Source organism: Agrobacterium sp. 22094 (genome assembly GCF_052046015.1).
GTDB classification, from domain to species: Bacteria; Pseudomonadota; Alphaproteobacteria; order Rhizobiales; family Rhizobiaceae; genus Agrobacterium; species Agrobacterium cavarae.
On record NZ_JBQEPX010000001.1, the window covers coordinates 2,097,143 to 2,118,906 of the forward strand.

General features: G+C 58.7%; 11 protein-coding genes. 3 read left to right on the forward strand and 8 right to left on the reverse strand.

The window, feature by feature from the left end; genetic code table 11:
• The first annotated feature begins 47 nt into the window (after positions 1 to 47).
• Together flhB and ACTJK5_RS10235 are read left to right on the forward strand one after the other, a co-directional pair.
• Positions 48 to 1,127, forward strand: a complete 1,080-nt coding sequence (gene flhB / locus ACTJK5_RS10230; protein WP_062425109.1) for a flagellar biosynthesis protein FlhB — start codon at positions 48 to 50, stop codon at positions 1,125 to 1,127.
• A gap of 5 nt (positions 1,128 to 1,132) precedes the next feature.
• Positions 1,133 to 1,582: a hypothetical protein gene (locus ACTJK5_RS10235; protein WP_062425108.1), complete on the forward strand. Its 450-nt coding sequence runs from the start codon at positions 1,133 to 1,135 to the stop codon at positions 1,580 to 1,582.
• Between the two features lie 226 nt (positions 1,583 to 1,808).
• Here ACTJK5_RS10235 and ACTJK5_RS10240 read toward each other — a convergent pair whose 3' ends face one another.
• Both ACTJK5_RS10240 and mscL read right to left on the reverse strand, forming a co-directional pair.
• On the reverse strand, positions 1,809 to 2,981 hold the full coding sequence (locus tag ACTJK5_RS10240; protein WP_113259912.1) for a pyridoxal phosphate-dependent aminotransferase: 1,173 nt from the start codon (positions 2,979 to 2,981) through the stop codon (positions 1,809 to 1,811).
• A gap of 105 nt (positions 2,982 to 3,086) precedes the next feature.
• Positions 3,087 to 3,521 (reverse strand): large conductance mechanosensitive channel protein MscL, encoded by a 435-nt coding sequence (gene mscL / locus ACTJK5_RS10245; protein WP_062425106.1) that lies wholly within the window; start codon positions 3,519 to 3,521, stop codon positions 3,087 to 3,089.
• Between the two features lie 244 nt (positions 3,522 to 3,765).
• Between mscL and ACTJK5_RS10250 the strand changes: the two genes are divergently transcribed.
• Complete coding sequence (locus ACTJK5_RS10250) at positions 3,766 to 7,272, forward strand: PAS domain-containing hybrid sensor histidine kinase/response regulator (protein WP_440612343.1); 3,507 nt, start codon at positions 3,766 to 3,768, stop codon at positions 7,270 to 7,272.
• Positions 7,273 to 7,373: 101 nt separating this feature from the next.
• Here the strand turns inward: ACTJK5_RS10250 and ACTJK5_RS10255 are convergent, their stop codons facing one another.
• The 6 genes from ACTJK5_RS10255 to glf all read right to left on the reverse strand — a co-directional run bounded on the left by ACTJK5_RS10255 (position 7,374) and on the right by glf (position 21,751).
• Positions 7,374 to 9,227, reverse strand: coding sequence for a methyl-accepting chemotaxis protein (locus ACTJK5_RS10255; protein ID WP_113259910.1), 1,854 nt, complete (start codon positions 9,225 to 9,227; stop codon positions 7,374 to 7,376).
• Between the two features lie 327 nt (positions 9,228 to 9,554).
• On the reverse strand, positions 9,555 to 10,301 hold the full coding sequence (gene visR / locus ACTJK5_RS10260; protein ID WP_082479154.1) for a transcriptional regulator VisR: 747 nt from the start codon (positions 10,299 to 10,301) through the stop codon (positions 9,555 to 9,557).
• Positions 10,302 to 10,311: 10 nt separating this feature from the next.
• Entirely contained in the window at positions 10,312 to 11,043 is a 732-nt protein-coding gene (gene visN / locus ACTJK5_RS10265) for a transcriptional regulator VisN (RefSeq protein WP_062425103.1), read from the reverse strand.
• A gap of 345 nt (positions 11,044 to 11,388) precedes the next feature.
• On the reverse strand, positions 11,389 to 13,077 hold the full coding sequence (gene fliF, locus ACTJK5_RS10270; RefSeq protein ID WP_062425102.1) for a flagellar basal-body MS-ring/collar protein FliF: 1,689 nt from the start codon (positions 13,075 to 13,077) through the stop codon (positions 11,389 to 11,391).
• A gap of 244 nt (positions 13,078 to 13,321) precedes the next feature.
• Entirely contained in the window at positions 13,322 to 20,452 is a 7,131-nt protein-coding gene (locus tag ACTJK5_RS10275; protein WP_440612344.1) for a hypothetical protein, read from the reverse strand.
• Between the two features lie 144 nt (positions 20,453 to 20,596).
• Positions 20,597 to 21,751: a UDP-galactopyranose mutase gene (glf, locus tag ACTJK5_RS10280; protein WP_440612345.1), complete on the reverse strand. Its 1,155-nt coding sequence runs from the start codon at positions 21,749 to 21,751 to the stop codon at positions 20,597 to 20,599.
• Positions 21,752 to 21,764: the final 13 nt, after the last annotated feature.

The window sequence follows — 21,764 nt, forward strand, 5'->3', positions numbered from 1 at the left end:
CAAAACCGCTGAAGATTTTGCGCGATATGCCTTAGGGAGGTCTTGCCTTGGCAGACGACGACAAAGACAGCAAAACAGAAGAACCATCAGAGAAAAAACTTCGCGACGCGGTCGAGAAGGGTAACGTCCCCGCGTCAACGGAAGCGTCTCTGTTTGCATCTTCGCTCGCTTTCTACGTCTATCTCGTTTTCTTTGCGCCGGATGGCGCAAGGCGCCTCGGCGAATCCCTGAAAGACGTGATCGAGCGGCCGGAACAGTGGCGCCTGAATACGGCAGGCGATCTCGTGTCCCTCGGCCTCCATCTCGCAAAGGAAGCAGGCTCGCTGCTTCTGCCAGCGGCGATCATGTTCATCATTTTCGGCCTCGGCCAGTCTTTCGCTCAGAACCTTCCGCAATTCGTTCTCGATCGAATCACCCCGAAGGCCGAGCGAATCTCGCCCGTAAAAGGCTTCAAGCGAATCTACAGCGTCGACGGTCTGGTGATGTTCGGCAAATCGCTGTTCAAGGTCGCCATCGTCGCCATCATCATGACAATGGTGTTGAAGGGGGATTACTTCAGGCTTCTCAACGCGCTCAACACCGACCCGCAGATGATCGTTCCGACAGGCTACGAAGCTTTGAAGAAGATGATGATCGTCATTCTCTTTTCGACGGGCATCCTCGCGGTCGCCGACTATTTCTGGACCAATCATCGCTGGTACAGCAACCTCAGAATGACCAAGCAGGAAGTCAAGGACGAGCACAAGCAGTCGCAGGGCGATCCGGTCGTCAAGGCCCGCCAGCGCTCGATTGCGCGCGATCGCGCCCGCCGCCGCATGATCGACAGCGTTCCAAGAGCCACGCTCATCATCACCAACCCGACCCACTATGCCGTTGCATTGCGCTATGTAAAGGAAGAGAGCGATGCGCCGATCGTCGTCGCAAAGGGCCAGGATCTGATTGCTCTGCGCATCAGAGAGATCGCCACGGAACACAATATACCAATTTTTGAGGACCCGCCGCTCGCTCGCTCCATGTTTGCGCAAGTCTCGGTCGATAGCGTCATTCCGTCAGTATTTTATAAGGCTGTGGCGGAACTCATTCACAAGGTTTACGCCGCACGTCAGAACAAAAGACGGGTAAACTGATCGATATGAAAAAATGCCCATATTCGGCTCAACGAGAAGAGATAGTTGCACGCGCAATCGGTCCCGTAGCGGCCGAGCTTCGTCTGATTGACGCTGCTGATCTGATATCTCTTTTAAAGTTTGAATATTACAACAGCTTGTCGGATCTCGTGGATTCGGCGGCCGAACTCTACTTCCACCCGGGTACTGTTCACTTCGGCATCGGGGGCGACTACACGCTTGACTGGGACACCTATCCTGAGATCACGCTCGATCTTGAGATCAAGCCGAAAGGTGTCACGATCTATGCGCAGTTGATGCTCGGCAAGGACCATGCCGGCGTCAATATCAACTACATCAACTTCCAGAATCCCTCCACCGATCCGAACGAGAATACCGCCTTCCTGGCCGATAGCCTGCGCTACGCCACCTTCTACAAGAATGCGGACTCCGCTGCGATGAATGCAGCGCACTAAAATCCTGACCGTTACACCCGTATAGTATTTTCATCCTCAGATGACAGACGAGGTGCATGGGACGATGCGCCTCTTTTGTTCTGTGCAATAGAGCGCTGTGCGTCCTTGGACCGCACAGAGGATGGATCTTGCTTTTTGATTCTAAGCATCGTCCCGAACATCGATTTCGATGTCCGGGACGATACTGTAATCGTGGTTGCGGGTCTTTAACTCAGGCGTGAAAACCTCACGCTGACTTCTTCAAGATGTAGTCCGACAGTCTCTCTGCGGCATCGGCAATCTGCGCTGGATCGCGCAGGAAGCAGGCGCGCAGGAAGAGTTCTCCGCCCGCGCCAAATGCGTTGCCCGGCGCCAGTCCAACGCCGACCTTGTCGACGATGTCAAAGGCCGCCGCGCGCGTATCCGTCACGCCATCGATCTTCAGGAACGCGTAAAGCGCACCATCCGGCTTGAGGGTTTCAACCCGATTGGTGGCGATCAGCGCATCGCAGAGAATGTCGCGAGACTGCGCCGCACGGGCAAAATTCTTCGCCAGGAAATCATCGCCATGGTCAAGTGCTGCAATTGCGCCGCGCTGCATGAACTGCGCAACACCCGACGTGGAATACTGGATCAGGTTTTCGATCACCTGACCGATTTCTGGCGGAGCCACCAGCCACCCGACGCGCCAACCGGTCATCGACCAGTTCTTGGAAAAGGAATTGGCGAAGATGATGCGGTCGCCCTCTTCCATGATGTCGAGGAAGGATGGCGCGCGGCCACCTGCATAGTGATAGAGCGCATAGATCTCGTCAGCCACGATCCACAGACCATGCTTTCTCGCCAGTGCCAGAATATCGCGCAGATTGTTCTCGGTGGCCGTCCAGCCGGTCGGATTGGACGGCGTATTGATGAACAACGCCTTGGTCTTCGGGGTGATGGCGCTTTCGAGTTTGCCGAGATCGATGTCCCATTTGCCTTGGGTGAAGTCGATTCCGACGGGCACGGCCTTGGCACCGGCAATCCCGATAGCAGACACGATGTTCGGCCATGTCGGTGTCAGGTAGATCATTTCATCGCCGGGTGAGGTCAGAGCTTGAACAGCCAGCACGATGGCCTGCATCCCGGATCCCGTGACATAGAAGTGCTCAGGCGACAGCGAAGCGGCGAAATGCCGCTGATAGTAGCGGCCAAGCGCGTCGCGAAGTTCAGGAATGCCGCGCTGCCAGGTGTAAAATGTCTCGCCGGCATTCAGCGCGTCAACGGCGGCCTTCGAGATGAAGTCCGGCGTGGGAAGATCGCCCTCACCTACCCACAGGGGCAGAAGATTTTCGCGGGCGTGGGCGTATTTCTTGACCTCGACGATACCACTTTCCGGCGCTGCCAGAGAGCGGACACTGAGACTGTTCAAAACCGACATAGAAGGCACTCCGTTCGAGTGCCTTCTTAACGCATCGCTTGCACCCTTTGCATGATATTCCGTGAAGAAACCACGGATTTTGCTGATGGGTGGAGGCTAGCTGGACTAGACTCGCTGCGTCTTCAACAGATCGCGGATCTCGCTCAGCAGCTTGATATCCTCCGGCGGCGGGGCCGGCGCCTTCTTCTCTTCCAGCTTGTCACGCTCGACAGAGGCGCGGATCTTGTTCACGCCCTTGACCATGAGGAAGATGATCCAGGCGAGGATGAGGAAGTTGATGACGATGGTGATGAAGTTGCCGTAAGCGATAACCGCGCCCTGCTCACGCGCGGCGGCCAGCGATGTGGCGGTTACGGAAGAGCTTAGCGGAATGAAGTAGTTCGAGAAATCGAAACCGCCGAAAATCGCGCCGACGAGCGGCATGATCAGGTCGTTGACGACGGAATCGACGATCTTGCTGAACGCCGCACCGATGATGACGCCGACGGCCAGGTCCATGACGTTGCCGCGCGCGATGAATGTCTTGAATTCGTTGAGCATAAAGATGTCCCTCTTGAAGCCCTCTTGCCTGCCGGGACGAGACGCCACCGACGCTCTGACAATAGCAGTCCGGTTGCCATTGTGCAGGTATTATGACGCGCGATCCGTGTATTTCGTTCCATGCATCTGCCGGTTGATTTCCTACCCTGTGCCTGTCTGTTGAACTTTATGCCAATGCGGTGCCAATTCTCATTTCACTGGAAGTGTCATAAGCTTCTTGGGATTGTGTGGAGGGGACACCGCATTGCTGCCTGGGTGGATCATATTCGTCTCGGCCTTCGCCTATATTCTGCTGCTCTTTGCAGTAGCGAGTTACGGCGACCGCAAGGGACGACGCAAGACCGCTCCCAACAAGGGGCGGCCCATCGTCTATGCGCTCAGCCTTGCGATCTATTGCACGTCCTGGACCTATTTTGGTGGCGTGGGTCTTGCCTCCGAACGCGGGCTCGAATTTCTCGGCATCTATACCGGCCCGATCCTCGCCTTCACGCTGGGAATGCCCATCATCCGGCGTATCGTGGAACTGGCGAAGGCCGAGAAACTGACCTCAGTCGCGGACTTCATTGCGGCGCGCTATGGCAAGAACCCGACTGTTGCCATGATCGTGTCGATCATCGCGCTGGTCGGTGCCGTTCCCTATATCGCGCTCCAGCTGAAAGCGGTCTCGAGTTCGGTCGCGACGATGGTGGACCCACGCGATTATGGCATCGGCAGCGGCAATCTTCATTTCCTTGACCTTCCGCTGATTGTGACGGTGGTGATGGCAGGCTTTGCCATCATGTTCGGCACGCGCCATACCGATGCGACGGAACATCAGGACGGACTGATCCTGGCGATCTCGATGGAGTCTGTCGTCAAGCTGTTGGCAATCTGCACCGCGGGCGTCTACGTCGTCTTCTTTCTCTTCGACGGGCCAGCGGAACTCTGGCGGCTTGCTTCCGAAAATACCCAAGTGATGGAGGCGGTCTCCTACCAGACGCCGATCAGCCGCTGGATTGTTCTGACGCTTCTCTCTGGCTTTGCCATCATCCTTCTGCCGCGGCAATTCCATGTCACGGTGGTGGAAAACCGCACACCGAAGGAACTGCGCACCGCAGGTGTTCTGCTGCCACTCTATTTGATTGCCATCAACATTTTCGTCCTGCCGATTGCGGTCGCCGGCCTCCTGACGATCGGAAATAATGGCAATGCCGACCTCTATGTCCTGCAGCTACCGCTGTTTAATGGCATGCCGGTCGTTTCGCTGATCACCTTCATCGGCGGTTTCTCTGCGGCCACCGCAATGGTGATCGTCGCTTCGGTGGCGCTGTCGATCATGGTGTCCAACGATATTCTGATGCCGATCTTCCTGCGACAGAAGCTGCTGACCCGCTCGCCCCACAGCGACGACTTCGCCAAGACGCTCCTCAATATCCGCCGCACGGCGATCTTCATCGTCTTGCTGCTTGGCTATTTCTACTACCGGGCAGCAGACAGCACATCGGGTCTCGCCTCCATCGGATTGCTGGCCTTCGCGGCCATCGCGCAGATGGCGCCATCGCTTTTCGGCGGATTGCTCTGGCGGCGGGCCAATGCGCGCGGCGCCATCGCCGGCCTCAGCTCCGGCTTCCTCGTCTGGGCCTATCTTCTGTTTCTGCCGAGCCTCGGTGGCCCCGATTACTCCTATGTCGCGGCAGGCGTTTTGAGCTTCATTTTTCCCGGAACCGAGATGTTCAGCGGGCCGGGCGCCGATCCGCTCGTCAATGCCGTGACGCTCAGCCTGCTTATCAATACGCTCGCCTTCGTGCTCGGCTCGCTTTCGCGAAACCCTCGTCCCGTCGAGCGCATCCAATCCGGCATCTTCGTCAAGCGCCACTCCAAATCGCAATTTGCCACGCGCGGGTGGAAGACGCGAGTCAGCGTCGGGGACTTGAAAAGCGCGGTTGCCCGATATCTCGGCGAAGAGCGGATGCTCCGTTCGCTCTCCGCCTACGAGAAGACTGCCGGTCGAAAGCTGGAGGATGAGCAGCCGGCCGATATGGCGCTGATCCATTTCTCCGAGCAACTGTTGGGCAGCGCCATTGGCTCCTCCTCAGCGCGTCTGGTGCTGTCCCTCATCCTGCAAAAGGCAGAGGACACCAGCGCCGACACGGCGTGGCTGCTGGACCAGGCGAGCGAGGCCCTGCAATATAATCAGGATATGCTGCAGACCGCCCTGGCGCAAATGGATCAGGGGATCGCAGTCTTCGATGCCTCGCAGCAGTTGACGATCTGGAACAGACGCTTTCGCACCCTTCTCGACCTGCCGGAGCATTTCGGCCGCGTCGGTCTACCGCTCGGGGAGATCGTCGCGCTTTTGGAAGAGCGTGGGGATATCGAGCCTGGCGATCATGGCGAGCGAATCAATCAGTTCCTGACGATGGATCGTCCCTTCTCCCTGGTGCTTAGCGGCGGCGCACGCATTATCGAAGTGCGCTCCAACGCCATGCCGGACAAGGGCGTGGTTGCGACCTTCACAGACATCACGCAGCGTGTTGCAAGCGACCAGGCGCTCAAACAGGCCAACGAGACGCTGGAGCAACGCGTGGCGGAGCGCACCGGCGAACTCACGCGGGTCAATCGCGAGCTGGCGGAGGCACGCGCGGCTGCCGATGAGGCCAATATCGGCAAAACCCGGTTCTTCGCCGCAGCCGGGCACGATATCCTGCAGCCGCTTAACGCCGCGCGGCTTTATTCCTCGGCGCTCGTAGAGCGTATCGGCCATTCGGAACATACCAATCTGGTGCAGAACATCGACTCCGCTCTGGAATCGGTCGAGACGATCCTGGGCGCAGTACTGGATATTTCTCGCCTCGATACCGGCTCGATGAAACCGCGCATGGCAAGCGTGCCGCTGAACGACCTCTTAAAGCGGATCGAAACCGATTTTGCGCCCATGGCGCGGGAGAAGAACCTCGAATTCGTGGTGATGCCCACATCCTTGACGGTGCGCTCCGACATCAATCTGCTGCGCCGCCTCATCCAGAACCTGGTGTCCAATGCCATCAAATATACGATGTCAGGCAAGGTGCTGGTCGGCGCGCGCCGTCGCGGTGGCGATGTGGTGATCCAGGTGATGGATTCGGGCATGGGCATTCCGGCCTCGAAGTTCCGGACGATCTTCAAAGAGTTCACCCGGCTTGATGGGGGCATGAAGGCGGCGGCGGGTCTCGGTCTCGGCCTTTCGATCGTCGATCGACTTTCGCGGGTGCTGCATCACCCCGTCCAGCTGTCCTCAGTCGTCGGCAGAGGCACCTCGTTCCAGGTGCAGTTGCCGCGCGAAGCGCAGAGCACCAAACGGGGCAAGGAGGCGGGCGTTGCGACCGCGTCCCCTCAACAGACACAACTCTCCGGCTTTCATATTCTCTGCATCGATAATGAGCCAAAGATTCTCGAAGGCATGTCAGTGCTGCTGAGCGGCTGGGGCTGCGAAGTCTCGCAAGCGGCCTCAGAGGGAGATCTCGATGCCGTTCTCGGCAAAGTGGGCATTCCCGATCTGGTCGTCGCCGACTATCATCTGGCTGAAGGCACCGGTATCGATCTCATCCTGCATCTGCGCGAAAGGCTGAAGGCACAGATCCCTGCCCTGCTGATAACGGCCGACCGTACCCCAGAGGTCCGCGCCGAGGCCGAGAAGCACGGTATCGGCGTTCAGCACAAGCCAGTGCGCCCCGCGGCACTACGTGCTTACGTCACCCAGGTCTTCAACACCCGGCGAGCCGCAGCGGAGTAGAATATCCCGGCGCGCAAATGATAGATGCGCCGGCACGCGCTGACAAGAAAAGCCGCCCCACAGATGAAGGGCGGCTCCTATCGTCAAGTTCTCATGTTTGTTCAGGCTGCCCGGCCGTACTGGCTATGTCGCGCAGCGCCGGCATGAGACTGCTCCATGCGGAACCGCTGGAGGAGACCAAGCAGTGCTTCGACTTCATCGGCGAGCATCTGACTTGCTGCGCTCGACTCTTCCGCCATGGCAGCGTTTTGCTGGGTCATCTGATCCATCTGGTTGACGGAGCTGTTGACCTCCTGCAGCGCAGACGCCTGGTCGTTGGTGGCCGTGGCAATTGTTTCGACATGCTTGCTGACGGTCACGATCTGCTGGCTGATCGAGGAGAGAACCTGACCTGCTTCCTGCACCAGCAGCGAACCGGAGTTGACCTCCTGCGTCGACTGGTTGATCAGTGCCTTGATTTCGTGAGCGGCGTCTGCAGAACGCTGGGCGAGTTCACGCACTTCCTGCGCCACGACGGCGAAGCCCTTGCCCGCTTCACCTGCACGCGCGGCTTCGATGCCAGCATTCAGCGCGAGAAGGTTGGTCTGGAAGGCAATGTCGTCGATGACTTCGATGATCTGTTCGATCTTCTGCGACGCTTCCTCGATGCGACCCATGGCATCGACAGCGTTCTTGACGACCGAGCCGGAGTTGTCGGCGCTCTCCTGCGTGATGCGAACGGCCTTGTTGGCTTCGCGGGCACGCTCGGCGGAGGATTTCACGGTAACCGTGATTTCTTCGACGGCTGCGGCTGTCTGTTCCAGCGACGCGGCTTGCGATTCGGTGCGGCGCGACAGATCATCGGATGATTTGCGCATCTCGGCGCCATTGTTCTGAATGATGAAGGTGCGCTCACGCACCTGCTGAAGCACATCCTTCAGGTTGGCGAGCGAAGTGTTGAAGTCCACCCGAAGCTGTTCGAGACGACCGGAGAAAGGAACGTCGAGCGTCTGGGTGAGATCACCATCGGACAGGCGTGCGAGACCGGCAGCGAGTTGGCCGACGGCGAATTCTATCTGGCGATCGGTGTCGAGCTTCTCGGCATCGTTGCGAGACCGTTCGGCTTCCGCCTGAGCACGCTCTTCCACGCTCTGGCCTTCGATTCGAAGCTTCTCGCGTGCATTGTCGCGGAAGACTTCCAATGCCCGGGCAATATCGCCGAATTCGTTCTTCCGCTCCATGTAAGGAACGTCGGTGTCGAGCTTGCCCTGAGACAGGGATCTGATCGCATCCGTCAGGTTGCCGAGAGGGCGCATGCTGCGCTTGATCACGAAGTAACCGAGAATGCTGAAAGCAAGCATGACAGCCGCACCGACAACGAGGATCATGTTGCGCAGACCGTCAATATGGCCCTGGTAGAACTCCAGGGGCACGCCGACGAAAAGAATACCCACCGGTGCTCCCTTTTTGGACAGAACCGGCATGTAGCCCGACATGTAGTTGCGGCCGAACAGAGTTGCGGGACCGAAATAAGACTCGCCCTTGGTGATCTTCGCATAAGCAGCACCGTCGACGGCAAGCTTGGTGCCAACGGCGCGCTCGCCCTTTTCATTCTTCAGGCTGGTCGAGATGCGAAGAAAATCCGTGCCCTGCGCCTGGAAAACGGTTGCCACGCCACCATTTGCCATACCGACACGATCCACCAGATCGAAGTCGAGCAAGGTGCCGATGCTGGGACGGCTGACCGATTTCAACTCACCGTTTTCGATCGCGAGCGTGGTTCCGCCGACCTTCATCTCATAGAGAATGGCCATGCTGCGGACGGCACGTTCCGTATCCATCAAAGCCGTCTGCATGACGTCTTCTTTCAACCGCACATAGGTCGAAGCACCGACGGCAACGATACCAAGGAAGATGAGACCGATGGCCAGACATACAATCTGCACCACGATGGATCTCGAAACGAAACGCCCCATTGCTAAACCCCAATCTTAACGAGTTTAGGCAATTTGAAGCAAAAGGATTAATTTTCAGGGAATTCTACAACAGCCTAGACTAAGCTAACGCGATGTTGGATCAACTCTAAGGCGCTGATTTCACGTCTAAATGTCTTCGAACCCACCAACGAGTGATGCGAAAAAGAATGACTATTGTCAAAAAATTATGATTCCGCGCGGTGCTCGCGTTTCACACAAAGCACAGTATCAACGGGCTTTTCAAGCCATGTCTGCAGACATGTCGGGCGCTCAGTTGACTGTACCAACGGCACGAGACTGAGGCTCGACTGAGCACTGCGACGCGCGTCAGTGAATAAAGCCAAGCCGGATAGCCTTAGCGATCGCCTGGATGCGATTGACGGAGTCCAGCTTGATGGTCGCGGAGCCGAGGTAAGCATTGACGGTGTGAACGGACAGACCAAGCTTGGTTGCTATTTCTTCGCTGATCCTGCCATCGCCTGCCAGTTGCAGGCATGCGACTTCTCGCTCGCTGAGTGCCTCTGACGGCGAGACGCGACGCTCGTCCATGGCCAGGAGATCAATCATGATCTGCGTGGATTTGACGTGCTGCTCCAGCATGAGTTCATTGTCGAGCAACAGGTTGCCACCGCAAAAAATGACGAAGCCGTTGCCCATCGTGCCAAGCCGCACGGGGAAGCCGACACCGGAATATCCAAGGTTCTCGTTGTCGAGGCGAATGAGAAGGGCGGGAACGTCCGGCAGATCGGCAAAGCCCGATTCTTGCTCGCTCGTCCAGGCGACGGGGAGCAGGGACGATTCAAGATGATCGAGCAGACGTTCACCGAGTACCTTAACCAGCTGAGCGCTTTGTTCGCCGGCAGCCAGACCAAGATTTTCAAGTTCGCAGGAGAGCTTCCTTTTGTTGGGAAATCCGGCTGCAACGGCACGCAGAACGATGAAGTTTTTGGCGCCCAGACTTCTCTGCATGGCAACCAGCTTGGGGAAGAGGTCGGACCGCGTCACGGAGGGAATGGTCTTCGACGCTATCGGCTGACCCGATCCCTCATTGCTCAAATCCTTGACGAAACCCATGATGCGCCCTTTAGACAAGGTTGTTACGGACCGCGTAGGCAATGGCCTCCGAGCGGGTCTTGGTTGCTGTCTTGCGCATGACGCTGGTGATGTAGTTGTTGATGGTGTTGCGCGAGATGCCAAGGATCATGGCCATTTCATCGCTGGTCTTGCCTTCGGCAATCCAGAAGAGGCATTCAAGCTCTCTTTCTGTCAGATCGATATCGCGCTCGGTCTTCGTGCCTTCGACGATGCCAAAGCTTGCAAAGTAACCGGCCAGCATTCCAGCTTCACGAAGTCGATCTTCTGCCGGCAGAACACCTTCGGCAAACATCAAGAGCAGCGAGAAGCGGATGCGTCCAACGCAAAAGGTAATCGTCCAGTACTGGCGATCGATCCCTGCTGGCGCGACCGCATCGTCGGGAAGAGACAGCACGCGTGGCTTGAGCAGGGAAAGGCATTTCTCCATTTCACTGGATCGGCTCTGTGTCCCGGTCAATTCGTTGGCAAGCTTGCGCACCAGATCGAAGGGCCAGTCGGAGGTGACGATGAAGCTGAGGCTTGCCTCTTGCAGGAGGTCTTCACGCGACAGCAGATAGTGCGAAGCGCCGACATAGGATGTCAGATGCTCCATCGCACCAATGATGTCACTTTCCGCCGCTGCGGCTGCAATCTTGCGAATGAGCTGGTTGCGTGGCAAGGGCCTCGCAATCGTTTCAGCTGGCGCGGCAGACAGCCTGCGAATATCGACATCCACTTTCAATAGCCTACGCCCTCTCGTTCCCCGGACGGGGATGCCTAAACGGGATGGAACTCATTTCCATTCAGAAGCGCCGCTTTTGACGAACACCCCTGGCGACCGAATCGTTGTAGTCTAGGAGACGCTTGAAGAAATGTACCCGTCTGTAACGACCTATCCACTCTTTTTCGCGTGCACTACAACCCTGAACATATACCTGTTCGAAATTGCGCACATCCGCCTTTTCAACATACCCCACCTGAAATCGGCGATTTGATGAACAAATACTAAATCACATCCGCCATACGCCTACAGCAAGAATTTTCGAATAAACGAAAAAGGCCGGAGTTGATCCAGCCTTTATTCTTATCATGCTGCTTTTTCCACTGCCCATTTGCGGAGGATCTTGGCAGCACGTTCTTCGCTGATTTCCACCATGCGCGAAAGTCTGCGTTCCGGCCCTTCGCGGACCCTGCGGTTGAAGTCGCCCTCGCCTGTGTCCCCGCCAAGAAGATCGTCGGTACTGTCGAAGCCGAAGTCCGCTCCGAAGCCTTCCATGAGGCCGCCAGCAGCGCCACCGCCCATGGCAGGAGAGAAGTCTGGCAGTTCAAGCCCGGCCGAATCCTGGGCCAGTTCCGCCGAGGCAGGAGCCCCACCCGCCGACATGGAGCGGACGACCGGACGGACACCAAGCCAGACGACCAGGAAGGCGACCGCGACGAAGGCGAGCGAGTTGATGATGCCAGCGGAGTTGCGGCTCAATACTTCGGTGAAGCCTGGGCCGGCAACAGCCTCGTCCAGAAGCTGCGTCTCAAGGAAGTCCATGGCGGTGATCGTCACCACGTCACCACGCTCGGTCGAGGTACCGGCAGCAGAGGTGACGATCTTCTGCATCTCCGCAAGATAGGCGTCGATCTTGGCCTGGTCGGCCGGATCGCCGATCATCTTCGCGAGGCGACCCTTGTTAACGACGACCGCGACGGAAATCTTGTCGATCGAATAACCGTTGCGAACGGTCGCCACGGTTTTCGAGTTGATTTCGTAGTTGGTCTGCTCTTCCTTCTTGGCCGTCTCATCGGACGACTTCGGACCGGCGCCACCGCTCTGGGGAGCCGCCTGTGGTACGTTCTGTTCGACCGTGGCTGCGGAATCCTGCTGGGTTTCCTGGGATTTCTGATCCTCCTTCGTGGAGCGAACGGAACGCTCGACACGCGAGTTCGGATCGTAGACGGTTTCCTGGATCTGCTGGCTGTCGGTGTTAAGCGACGCGGTCACGCTCGAGCGGAAATTGTCCATGCCGAGGAAGGGCGCGAGGGCCTTGTCGATCTTTGTCTCAAGTTCCTGCTGCACGTTCTGCGCCAGCGTCAGCGACCGGCTCATCGCGCCGTTGCTGACATCGTCGCCCGACGCCAGAAGCTGGCCAGTGGAGTCAAGAAGGGTCACGTCATCGACTTCAAGACCGGGCACTGCGGATGCAACAAGGTGCCGAATGGAAGCGGAGGCCTTTCGGCCCGCGGACGCGCTCGCCCGGATCATGACGGAGGCAGTGGGCTTCTGTTCCCCCCGCCGGAAGTTGCCGACCTCGGGCATGACGATGTGAACTCGGGCGGCCGCAATCCCGTCGATCTGCTGGATCGAGCGACCGATCTCGCCTTCGAGAGCGCGCACCCGCGTCACTTCCTGCATGAAGGATGTGAGACCCAGAGAGCCGACATGGTCGAACAGTTCGTAACCGGCATTGGCGCTGTCGGGCAGGCCGCGTTCGGCCAAAAGCAGACGAGCCTTGCTCGTCATGCCAACTGGAACCTGGATGCTCGTTCCATCCGAGCCAACCTGAAAATCGACATTGGACTCGGCAAGCGCAATGCTGATCTTGTTCAGATCCATGGTTTCCAGGCCGACATAAAGCGTCTCATAGGCCGGCTTGTTCACGTAAAGAGCTGCAGCGAGAATGATTGCCATGGACAGAACGCCCACACCACCCAGCACCAAAAGCCGCGTCTGGCCTAAGGCCGCGAAGTTTTTAAAAACCTGAGGGAGTTGATTTAACAGATTCATTCTGTTCCGCACCGTCATTCATGGGTTCGAGACCTTCTGGTCCCGATGCCACCCTAGAGGACGAAGCTTGCGCGAGGATTTCTCATAGAACGCCCTGCGTCCTGACGGACGCGCAAAGGACGCTCTATCTCCTTAAGTCTGCGCATCGTGCTTTCCGAAAATCGCGTCCGATTTCCGGGCCGATACTGTAACTGATGCCGCCCTCCGGGTGGAGGGCGGGAATAAAGCCGCTGAAAGTGCCCTTTTAGGCGGCCAAATAGGTGGAGATGACGGCTGCGACCTGATCGGATGTCAGCGCACGCATGTGGGTGTTGAGAAGTGCCGTGACCTGGGCACTGGAGAGGCTGACCAGTGTCTGGGTGGAAAGCCCTGCGACGCCGCTGGAACTGAAAGCGGCAATGTCCTCGGTCGAAAACTTGGCAATATTCTCCTTGGAAAGCGAGGCGACCTGTGCGGCGGTCAGCGCCCCGACCTGCGCGGGCGTCAAAGCCTCGCTCTGGCTGGTCGTCAGCGATGAGATTGCGCCGGTTGTCAGGCCAGACACCGCGCCGCTGCTCAAGGCGGCGATCTCCTCGGTCGAGAGAAGCGCGATGTCGTCGGTGCCAAGCGCTGCGGCCTGAACTGCATTCAGACCGCCAATCTGCGCGGTGGTCAGAGTGGCAATTTGACCCGTGCTCATCGCCACGATCTGGTTATAGCCGAGATTGCCGATCTGGCTTGGGCTGAGAACCGCAATGTCGGCGCTGGTCAGGGAGGCGATAAGCGCCGTGGAAATACCACGGATCGCACCCGTGCTGATTGCCGCAATGTCAGCCGTGGAGAATGTCGCCATCCCGGCGGCGGAGATGCCGGCAAGACCATCGGCGCTCAATGCCGCGATCTGACCCGTCGAGAGCGCGCCGATCTGATCGGGCGCCATGGCAGCGATCTGCTTGCTGGTCAGCCCGGCGATCGCCCCCGTTGCGAGGCCCGCGACTTCACCGGTCGACAGCGCAGCGATAAAGCCGGTCGACAGGCCTGCAATGGCGGAGGCGTTGATTGCCGACAGTCTTTCAGGGGTAAAGGTATCGAGCATCTGGGATGTCAATCCGGCAATGGCGCCAGATGTCAGGGCGTTGATCTGCGTTGTCGATAGCGCGTGCACCTGTTCGAGGCTGAGCGCCCCCACCTGCTCGCTGGTGAGCCCCGGGATGCTTCCGGTGCTGAGTGCCAGAATTTGGGCAGTGGAAAGCGCTGACAGATCCGCCGTCTTCAGGCTGGCGATCTGCTTGGACGACAAAGCACCGATCTGGCCGGTGGAAAGACCGACGAAATGATCGTGGGAGAACGCCGAAAGCTGCGTGGTAGACAGGCCGGAGATGCCGAGTGTGCTCAGCGCAGCAATGGTTTCAGCCGAGAGCCCGGCTATCGTTTCCGTCGACAGACCAGCAATACCCGTCGCACTGATCGAGCCGACGTCCGCCGTCGAGAAGGCGCGCAACTGGGCTGCGCTCAGAGCACCAATCTGTCGCGATCCGAGAGCGGTCACCTGGGTTGGGGTGAAAGCCTCGACCTGATCGACACTCATCGCTTTGATCTGAAGCGTCGTCAGTCCGGCAATTCCGCCAGCACTCAGAGCGCCGACCCTGTCTGGCGAGAGAAGAGCAATCGCGTCCGTCGACAAGCCCGCTATGGCACTGGATGTCAGCGCCGCAAGGTCTTCGGTCGAGAAGCGCGCGATATCGTCCGTCCCCATGGCTGCGATCTGCGTGGAGGTCAATGCGCCAACCTGTGCAGGGTTAAGCGCTTCTACCTGATCGGCCGACAGTGCCGCGATGGCTGCCGAAGAAAGACCCGAGATGGCTGCAGTGCTCAATGCGCCTATCTGCTCGCGAGAAAGGGAGCCGATGCTTGCGGTGCCGAGAACGGAGATTTGGCGTGAGCCGAGAGCGCCGATCTGAGCCGTGGTGAGAGCTTCGAGTTGCTCTTTCTTCAAGACCGCTATTTGAGCGGTCGAGAGGCCGGCAACGCTGGCCGTTCCGAGTGTCGCAATGCGATCGGCGGAAAGGCTGGCAAGGGTGCCGGTGGAGAGGCCGGCAACAGCCGACGATGTCAGCGCCGCCAGTTCCGCGGTCGAGAAGACGCCGAGATCGTCTGTTCCAAGAGCGCCGACCTGAAGGGAGGTAAAGGCGCCGACCTGCGCGGTGTTGAATGCCTCGACCTGGCTCGTGCTCAGGGCGGCAATCTGGTCGGAAGACAGGCCTGTGATGCCGGTCGTGCTCAGAGCCGCGATTTGCGCAGTCGTCAGCGCTGCCATGTTGGCCGTGGAGATGGCCGCGACCTGTCTAGAGCCAAGCGACGCGATCTGCGACGTCGTCAAGCCAGCAAGCTGGGCGGAGGTCAGTGAAGCCATCTGGCCTGTGGAGAGACCCTGAATGCCCCCGGTCGTTCCTAAAACGGCAATGCGGTCGGCGGACAGGCTGGCAAGTGCCGTGGTCGAGAGGCCCAGGATTGCACTCGAACTCAGCGCCGCAAGCTCTGCGGTCGAGAGAACGGCCAAGTCATCCGTTCCGAGAGCCGCGACCTGCGTCGAGCTAAACTGTGCCACCTGTGATGTTTTGAGCGCTTCGACTTGCTCTGTGGTGAAGCTTGAAATCTGCGCTGCGGTCAAACCCGAGACGCTGGCGTCGTTCAATGCGGCGATCTGCGATGTGCTGAGCGCTGCAATGCTGGCCGTGCCAAGAACGCCAATCTGGCGCGATCCGAGAGCGCCGACCTGCGGCGCCGTCAAGCTACCAACCTGGGCCACGCTGAGCGCCGCAACCTGCGCTGTGGTCAAACCTGAGACGCTAGCAGTGGACAAAGCAGCGATGGTTCCAGCTGGCAACGCGGCAAGGGTTGCCGGTGGCAGGCCCACAATGGCGGTTGCAGAGAAAGCCGCGATGTCTCTCAACGAAAACGCCTTGATATTATCGACCGACAGCGCCGCAACTTGCGAGGAACTGAGCGCACTCACCTGAAGGCTCGTCAGCGCTTCGGCCTGGACGGCAGTCAGCTTTTCGACCTGAGCGGAGGAAAGGCCAGGTACAGCATCCTTGTTGATGGAGGCGATCTGGTAAGCATCGAGGAGCGCAATGCCAGTTGTACCCAATGCCGCAACCTGCCGGGAGGACAAGGCTGCCACCTGCCGGGTGGTCAGCGACTTCAGTTGGTCGGAGGACAACGCAGCGATCTGGCCCGTCGTCAATCCGGATATCCCGGCCGGACTGATCGCCGCCAAATCTTCGGTTGGCAGTTTCGACATCGCATCGGTGGAGAGACCAGCAACTGCCGACCCATTGATTGCCCCCAGGGCCGCTGCGGACAGCGCGCTGATATCATCCGATCCGAGTGCTGCAACCTGCTGTGACGTCAATGCCGCGATCTGCCTGGTGGACAAGGCGGCAACCTGGCCGGTCGTCAGTGCGCCGATCTGACCAGTGGTGAGAGAGGATACGGCCGCGGTTCCCAGCGCTGCGATCTGACCTGTGGTCAGTTCGGCGATAATGGCGGTCGATAGGCCGCCGATCGTACCGGGTGCGATGGCACCGATATCGGCTGTCGAGAACTTGGCCATAGCCTCCTTGCCGAGAACAGCCAGTTGCGCCGAGGTCAAGGCGCCGACCTGAACAGCGGTCAGCGCTTCCGCCTGAAGTGTGGTCAGTTTAGCCATTTGCGTGGCCGTGAGCCCCGATACACCATTGGTGCTCAAAGCCGTCACCTGCGCTGCCGACAGCGTCGCGATGTGGTCGGTGCTGAGAACTTTAATCTGGTCAGCCGAAAGCGCTGCGATCTGCTTTGTCGTCAACGCGCCGGCCTGGGCTGTCGTCAGCACCGACACCTGCTTCGTCGTCAGATTGCCGAAAGCACTGGCGTTCAACGCCGTCACCTGAGCTGTGGTCAGCCCTGCCACCACGGCTGTGGAGAGACCGCTGATTGCGCTCGATCCGATGGCTGCAATATCGCCGGTCGAAAACTTGGCAATGTCCTCTGCGCCGAATGCTTCAAGCTGGTCGGCAGAAAGGGCTGCGACCTGACGGGTCGTCAGCGCTTCCGCCTGATTCGGTTTGAGAGCGGCGACCTGTCTTGCGGAAAGCGCGGCGATGGCAGCCGTATTGATCGCCGCGATTTGGGCTTCCGAGAGAGATGCGACCTGGGCCGTCCCTAAAGCCGCAATATGCGACGACGTGAAGGCAGATATCTGGGATGTCGTGAGAACCGCCAACTGAGCGGTTGTCAGCGCAGATATGTGGTCGCCAGGGAGATTGGTAACGGCGCTCGTTTTCAGCGCTGCAATCTGATCGGTGGAAAGTGCCGCAAGGCCTGCAGAACTCAACGCAGCAGTTTGAACGGAACTTAAGGCGGAAACCTGGTTGATGGTCAGCGCTGCCAGCTGGCTCGTTTTAAGTGCTTCGACTTGGCCAGCGGTCAGTGCCGCGATAGCGCCTGTGGAGAGGGCGGCGATCTTGTCGCTTGTCAGCGAGCCGATCAGAGCGCTCGACAGCCCGGAAAGGCCAGACGCCGACAAGGCGGCCATGTCGCCGGTGGAAAATGTGGCAATGTCATCAAGTCCCAAAGCCGCAGTCTGCTCTGAACCAAGTGCGGAGATCTGCCGCGTCGTCAAGGCGTCTAACTGCGCGGTCGAGAGCGTAGCAATCTGCTCTGCCGTCAATGTCGCGATAGCCCCGGTGCTCAGCAATGCGAGCTTCTCTGTGGACAGAGCGGCAATCACCTCTTTCGAAAGACCGGCGATTGCCCCTGCCCCGAAAGCCTGTATGCCCGCGGTCGAGATGGCGGCGATATCTTCCGTACCAAAACCTGCCAGTTGGGTGGATGTCAATGCCGCAATCTGCCCTGGTGACAGCGCAGCCACCTGAACCGTCGACCACGCGACGATCTGTTCTGAGCTCAACCCCTTCAGCGCCGTGCCGGTCAGTGATGTGATCTGGTCGGTGGTCAGCTTTGCGATGAATGCAGGCGTCAAAGCTCCGAGCTGGCCCGACCCCAGGGCGCTCATCTGCTCTTTCGAAAGGGCAGCGATTTGGGCGCTCGACAAGCTGGTCATTTGTTCGGGCGTCAGTTTTGCAACCGCGCTCGGGTTCAGGCCCGCTATCTGGTTTGTCGTCAGCGCCGCAATCAAGTCAGTAGACAGGCCCGGAACCGCCTTGGTGCTCAACGCGGCAAGGGCTGTGGTAGAGAGGCCGGCGATCTGAACCGGCTTTCCTGCGCCTTCGGCGGGCAACCAGACATCTTTGACCTGGTCCGGTTTCAATGCCTCGACTTGTGCAGAGCTCAGGACGGCAACTTGAGATGAAGAGAGTTTGAAGAGTTGCGTAGCGGACAGGGCCTCGACCTGTTCCGTCGTTAGCGCAGCCACTGCGGCCGTTGCCAGAGCGGCCACGCGGTCCGGCGTCAACAGGGCGATGGCGTCAGGGCGCAACCCTAGAATGGTCCGGGCACTGATCGCGTTGATATCCGCCGTGGAGAAGGCATTGATACTCGCTCCATCCAGAACCGAAAGCTGGGCAGAGGTCATAGCCCTGACTTGAACGGACGTAAGCGCCTCAAGCTGCGCCGTCTCCAGGTTGGCAACCTGATCGGTGGTCAGATTTGCAACGGCTTCTGTGCTGAGCGCGGCGACCTGCGCAGTGGTAAGAGCCGCGATGTCTTCAGCCGCAAGCGACTTGATCTGAGCCGCCTTCAAAGCATTGAGCTGGACGGCTGTGAGTGCTTGGAGCTGCGTCGATGTCAAGGCCTTGAGCTGGTCGGTCGATAAGGCTGAAAAGGCTGAGCTTGACAGCTTCGCGACCTGTTCTGGAGTCAAAGCTCCAATGGCTGCGGTGCTGACGCCGAGTATCCCTCTTGAGGAAATTGCAGCGATCTCATCGGGGGTGAATGTCTGAATATCATCGGCGTGAAGCGCCGTCATCTGACTGGAGCTGAGGACCTTGATCTGCAGCGCGGTCAAGGCTTCGACCTGGTCGGTCGAAAGCGCGCCAATCTGGTCGGAGGACAGGCGCGATATAATCGTCGTGCTCAAACCTCCGATTTGTGCCGTCGTCAACGCCTTGATGACTTCAATGCTCAGTCCTGGCATGGCCTTGGCGGAAAGCGAACCGATGGCAGTCGCTTGGAGCGACTGGATCTTGGCCGATCCGAGCACGGCAACCTGAGCGGAGGACATCGCCCCAAGCTGGCTGCTGGTGATGGCGCCCAGTTGCGTTGACGTCAGTGCACCGATCTGATCGGTGCTGAGCTTAGAAAATGCCGCAGTACTCAAAGCGGCAATATTCTCTTTCGTGAGATTTTCAAGAATGGTCGGGCTGAGGCCGGCAACTGCGGCACCGTTGATGGCGGCCATGTCGGCAGCCGAGAAAGTGTTGATCTGGGCCGATGTGAGAGCCGCAATCTGATCGGAATTTAATGCCTTGACCTGCAGCGACGCGAAGGCCTCGACCTGCGCCGTTGAAAGTTTTTCAAGCTGTTCGGCGGTCAGTCCCGTCATCGCGCGGGAGGATAGCGCTGGAATCTGTCCAGTGGTGAAGGCGGCGACAGAGTTCGCGCTTAAGGCGGCCACCTGAGTAGAGGTCAGAGCCTTGACTTGCGATGAGGTTAGAGCCGCCAGCTGAGCGGTGGAGAGGGCACCGATCTGCTCCGTCGACAAGGACGCGATGGCGGTCGTAGACAGGCCCTGGATGGCACCGGACGTCAGATTGACGATATCATCGGTATCGAATGCCGCAAGCTGCGTGGGCCTCAGTGCCCCCAGCTGTAGCGATGTAAGAGCCTTCACCTGAAACTCGCTCAGGGCTTCGAGTTGTTCGATCGCCAGACGCGGAATAGCCTTCTGACTGATTGCCGCGATCTTCTCTGGAGATAAGACCTTCAGCAATTCAGGCGTCAGCCCCGGAATCGCACGACTGGAGATTGCCGCAATATCCTCGATGGAGAATGTCTTGATGTCGTCCGGGCTCATCGCCGCCAGTTGATCGGACGTCATCGATGCGACTTGAGATGCGGTCAAAGCTTCGGCCTGCGCGCTCGTCAGCCCTTCCACTTGCTCGGTCGTCAAGGCGCCGACCTGCCGTCCGGTAAGGCTTGCAATCGAGATGCTATCGAGGACCGCAAGTTGCGTAAGCGTCAGACCGATAATGGCGTTGGTCGAGACAGCGGCAAGCTGGTCAGGCTTGAAGGCCTTTAGATCCCCCGTCTCCAGTGCTGCAACCTGCTCGGACGACAGCGCTCGTATCTGCTGGGATGTAAGAAAGGAGATGTCTTCGGTGTTCCAGTCCTCGATTGCTTTTGTCGTGAGACTTCTGATCTGGTTGACGCTCAGCGAAGATACGATCGATGTCATTGATAAACCTGACCAAAGCTCAAACGGGCAGCATGCCCTCTTTTCTACCTCGGATACATCCCATCGACGGAATACGTCCGGCTATAGCAATCCTAGGTGTAATTGCTTGTGCGAAACTGTCAGCTTTCCGAAGCACGACCTCGATTACAGCGGTGGGTTCAGGAAGGCCGGCATCCTCTCTTGCTTGTCGTGGAGGTCGAGGAAAAGCCTTGCAGTATCCAGCGCTTCACGGATCGTCACGTCCATGTCGAGATATCGATAGGTACCCAGACGTCCGACGAAGCTGATGCCCTCTTCCGCGTTTGCGAGAGCGACGTATTCGGCCAGCTGTTCTTTTTCCTCCACCAGCCTGATGGGGTAGTATGGTGTGTCGTCCGGTCCGCATTCGCGGGCATATTCACGGTAGCACACCGATCCGTCATGCTTTTCCCATGGCGAGAAATGCTTGTGTTCGGTGATGCGGGTGTAGGGGATGGAGGTTTCCCCGTAATTCATCACCGCGCAGCCCTGATAGTCGCCGTCATAGGTGAAACGTTCGAAGTCCAGCGTTCGATAGCCGAGGCGGCCTTTCGCATAGTCGAAGTAGCCGTCCAGCGCACCCGAATAGAAGGTGTGGTCATAGTCGCCCGTGTCCGCCCGATCGAAGCCGGTCTTCAGCCTGACGGTGATGTCCGGATGATCGAGGATGCCGTCCACCATTTCGGTGTAGCCGTTTTCCGGCATGCCTTGGAATTTGTGGAAGAAATAGTCGTCGTCATAGTTGAAGCGGACCGGCAGCCGCTTGAGAATGGAGGCTGGCAAATCCTTTGGCGAACAACCCCACTGCTTTTGCGTGTAGCCCTCGAAGAATGCCTCGTAGAGTTCACGGCCGACAAAGCGCAGCGCCTGCTCCTCGAAGGTCTGCGGATCGGTAATCGACGTATCGGCCTGCTCCTCGATGAAGGCCTTCGCCTCATCCGGGCGCAGGGTCTTGCCGAAAAACTGGTTGATCGTGTGCAGGTTGACCGGCAGGGAAAAAACCTGGTCGCGGCTCGTGGTCTTCACCCGGTTCTTGTAGGGCTTGAAGGTCTGGAAGCGATTGACGTAATCCCAGACTTCGGCATCGTCGGTGTGGAAAATATGCGGGCCGTAGACGTGGACCATCACGCCGGTCTCTGCATCGCGCTCGGTATGGCAGTTGCCCGCAATGTGATCCCGCCGGTCGAAAATTACGACCTCGTGCCCCGCTTCCGCCAACTCACGGCCGATGACCGCACCGGAGAGCCCGGCGCCTACGATTGCAATCTTCTGTCGGGACACGGCGGCTCTGCCT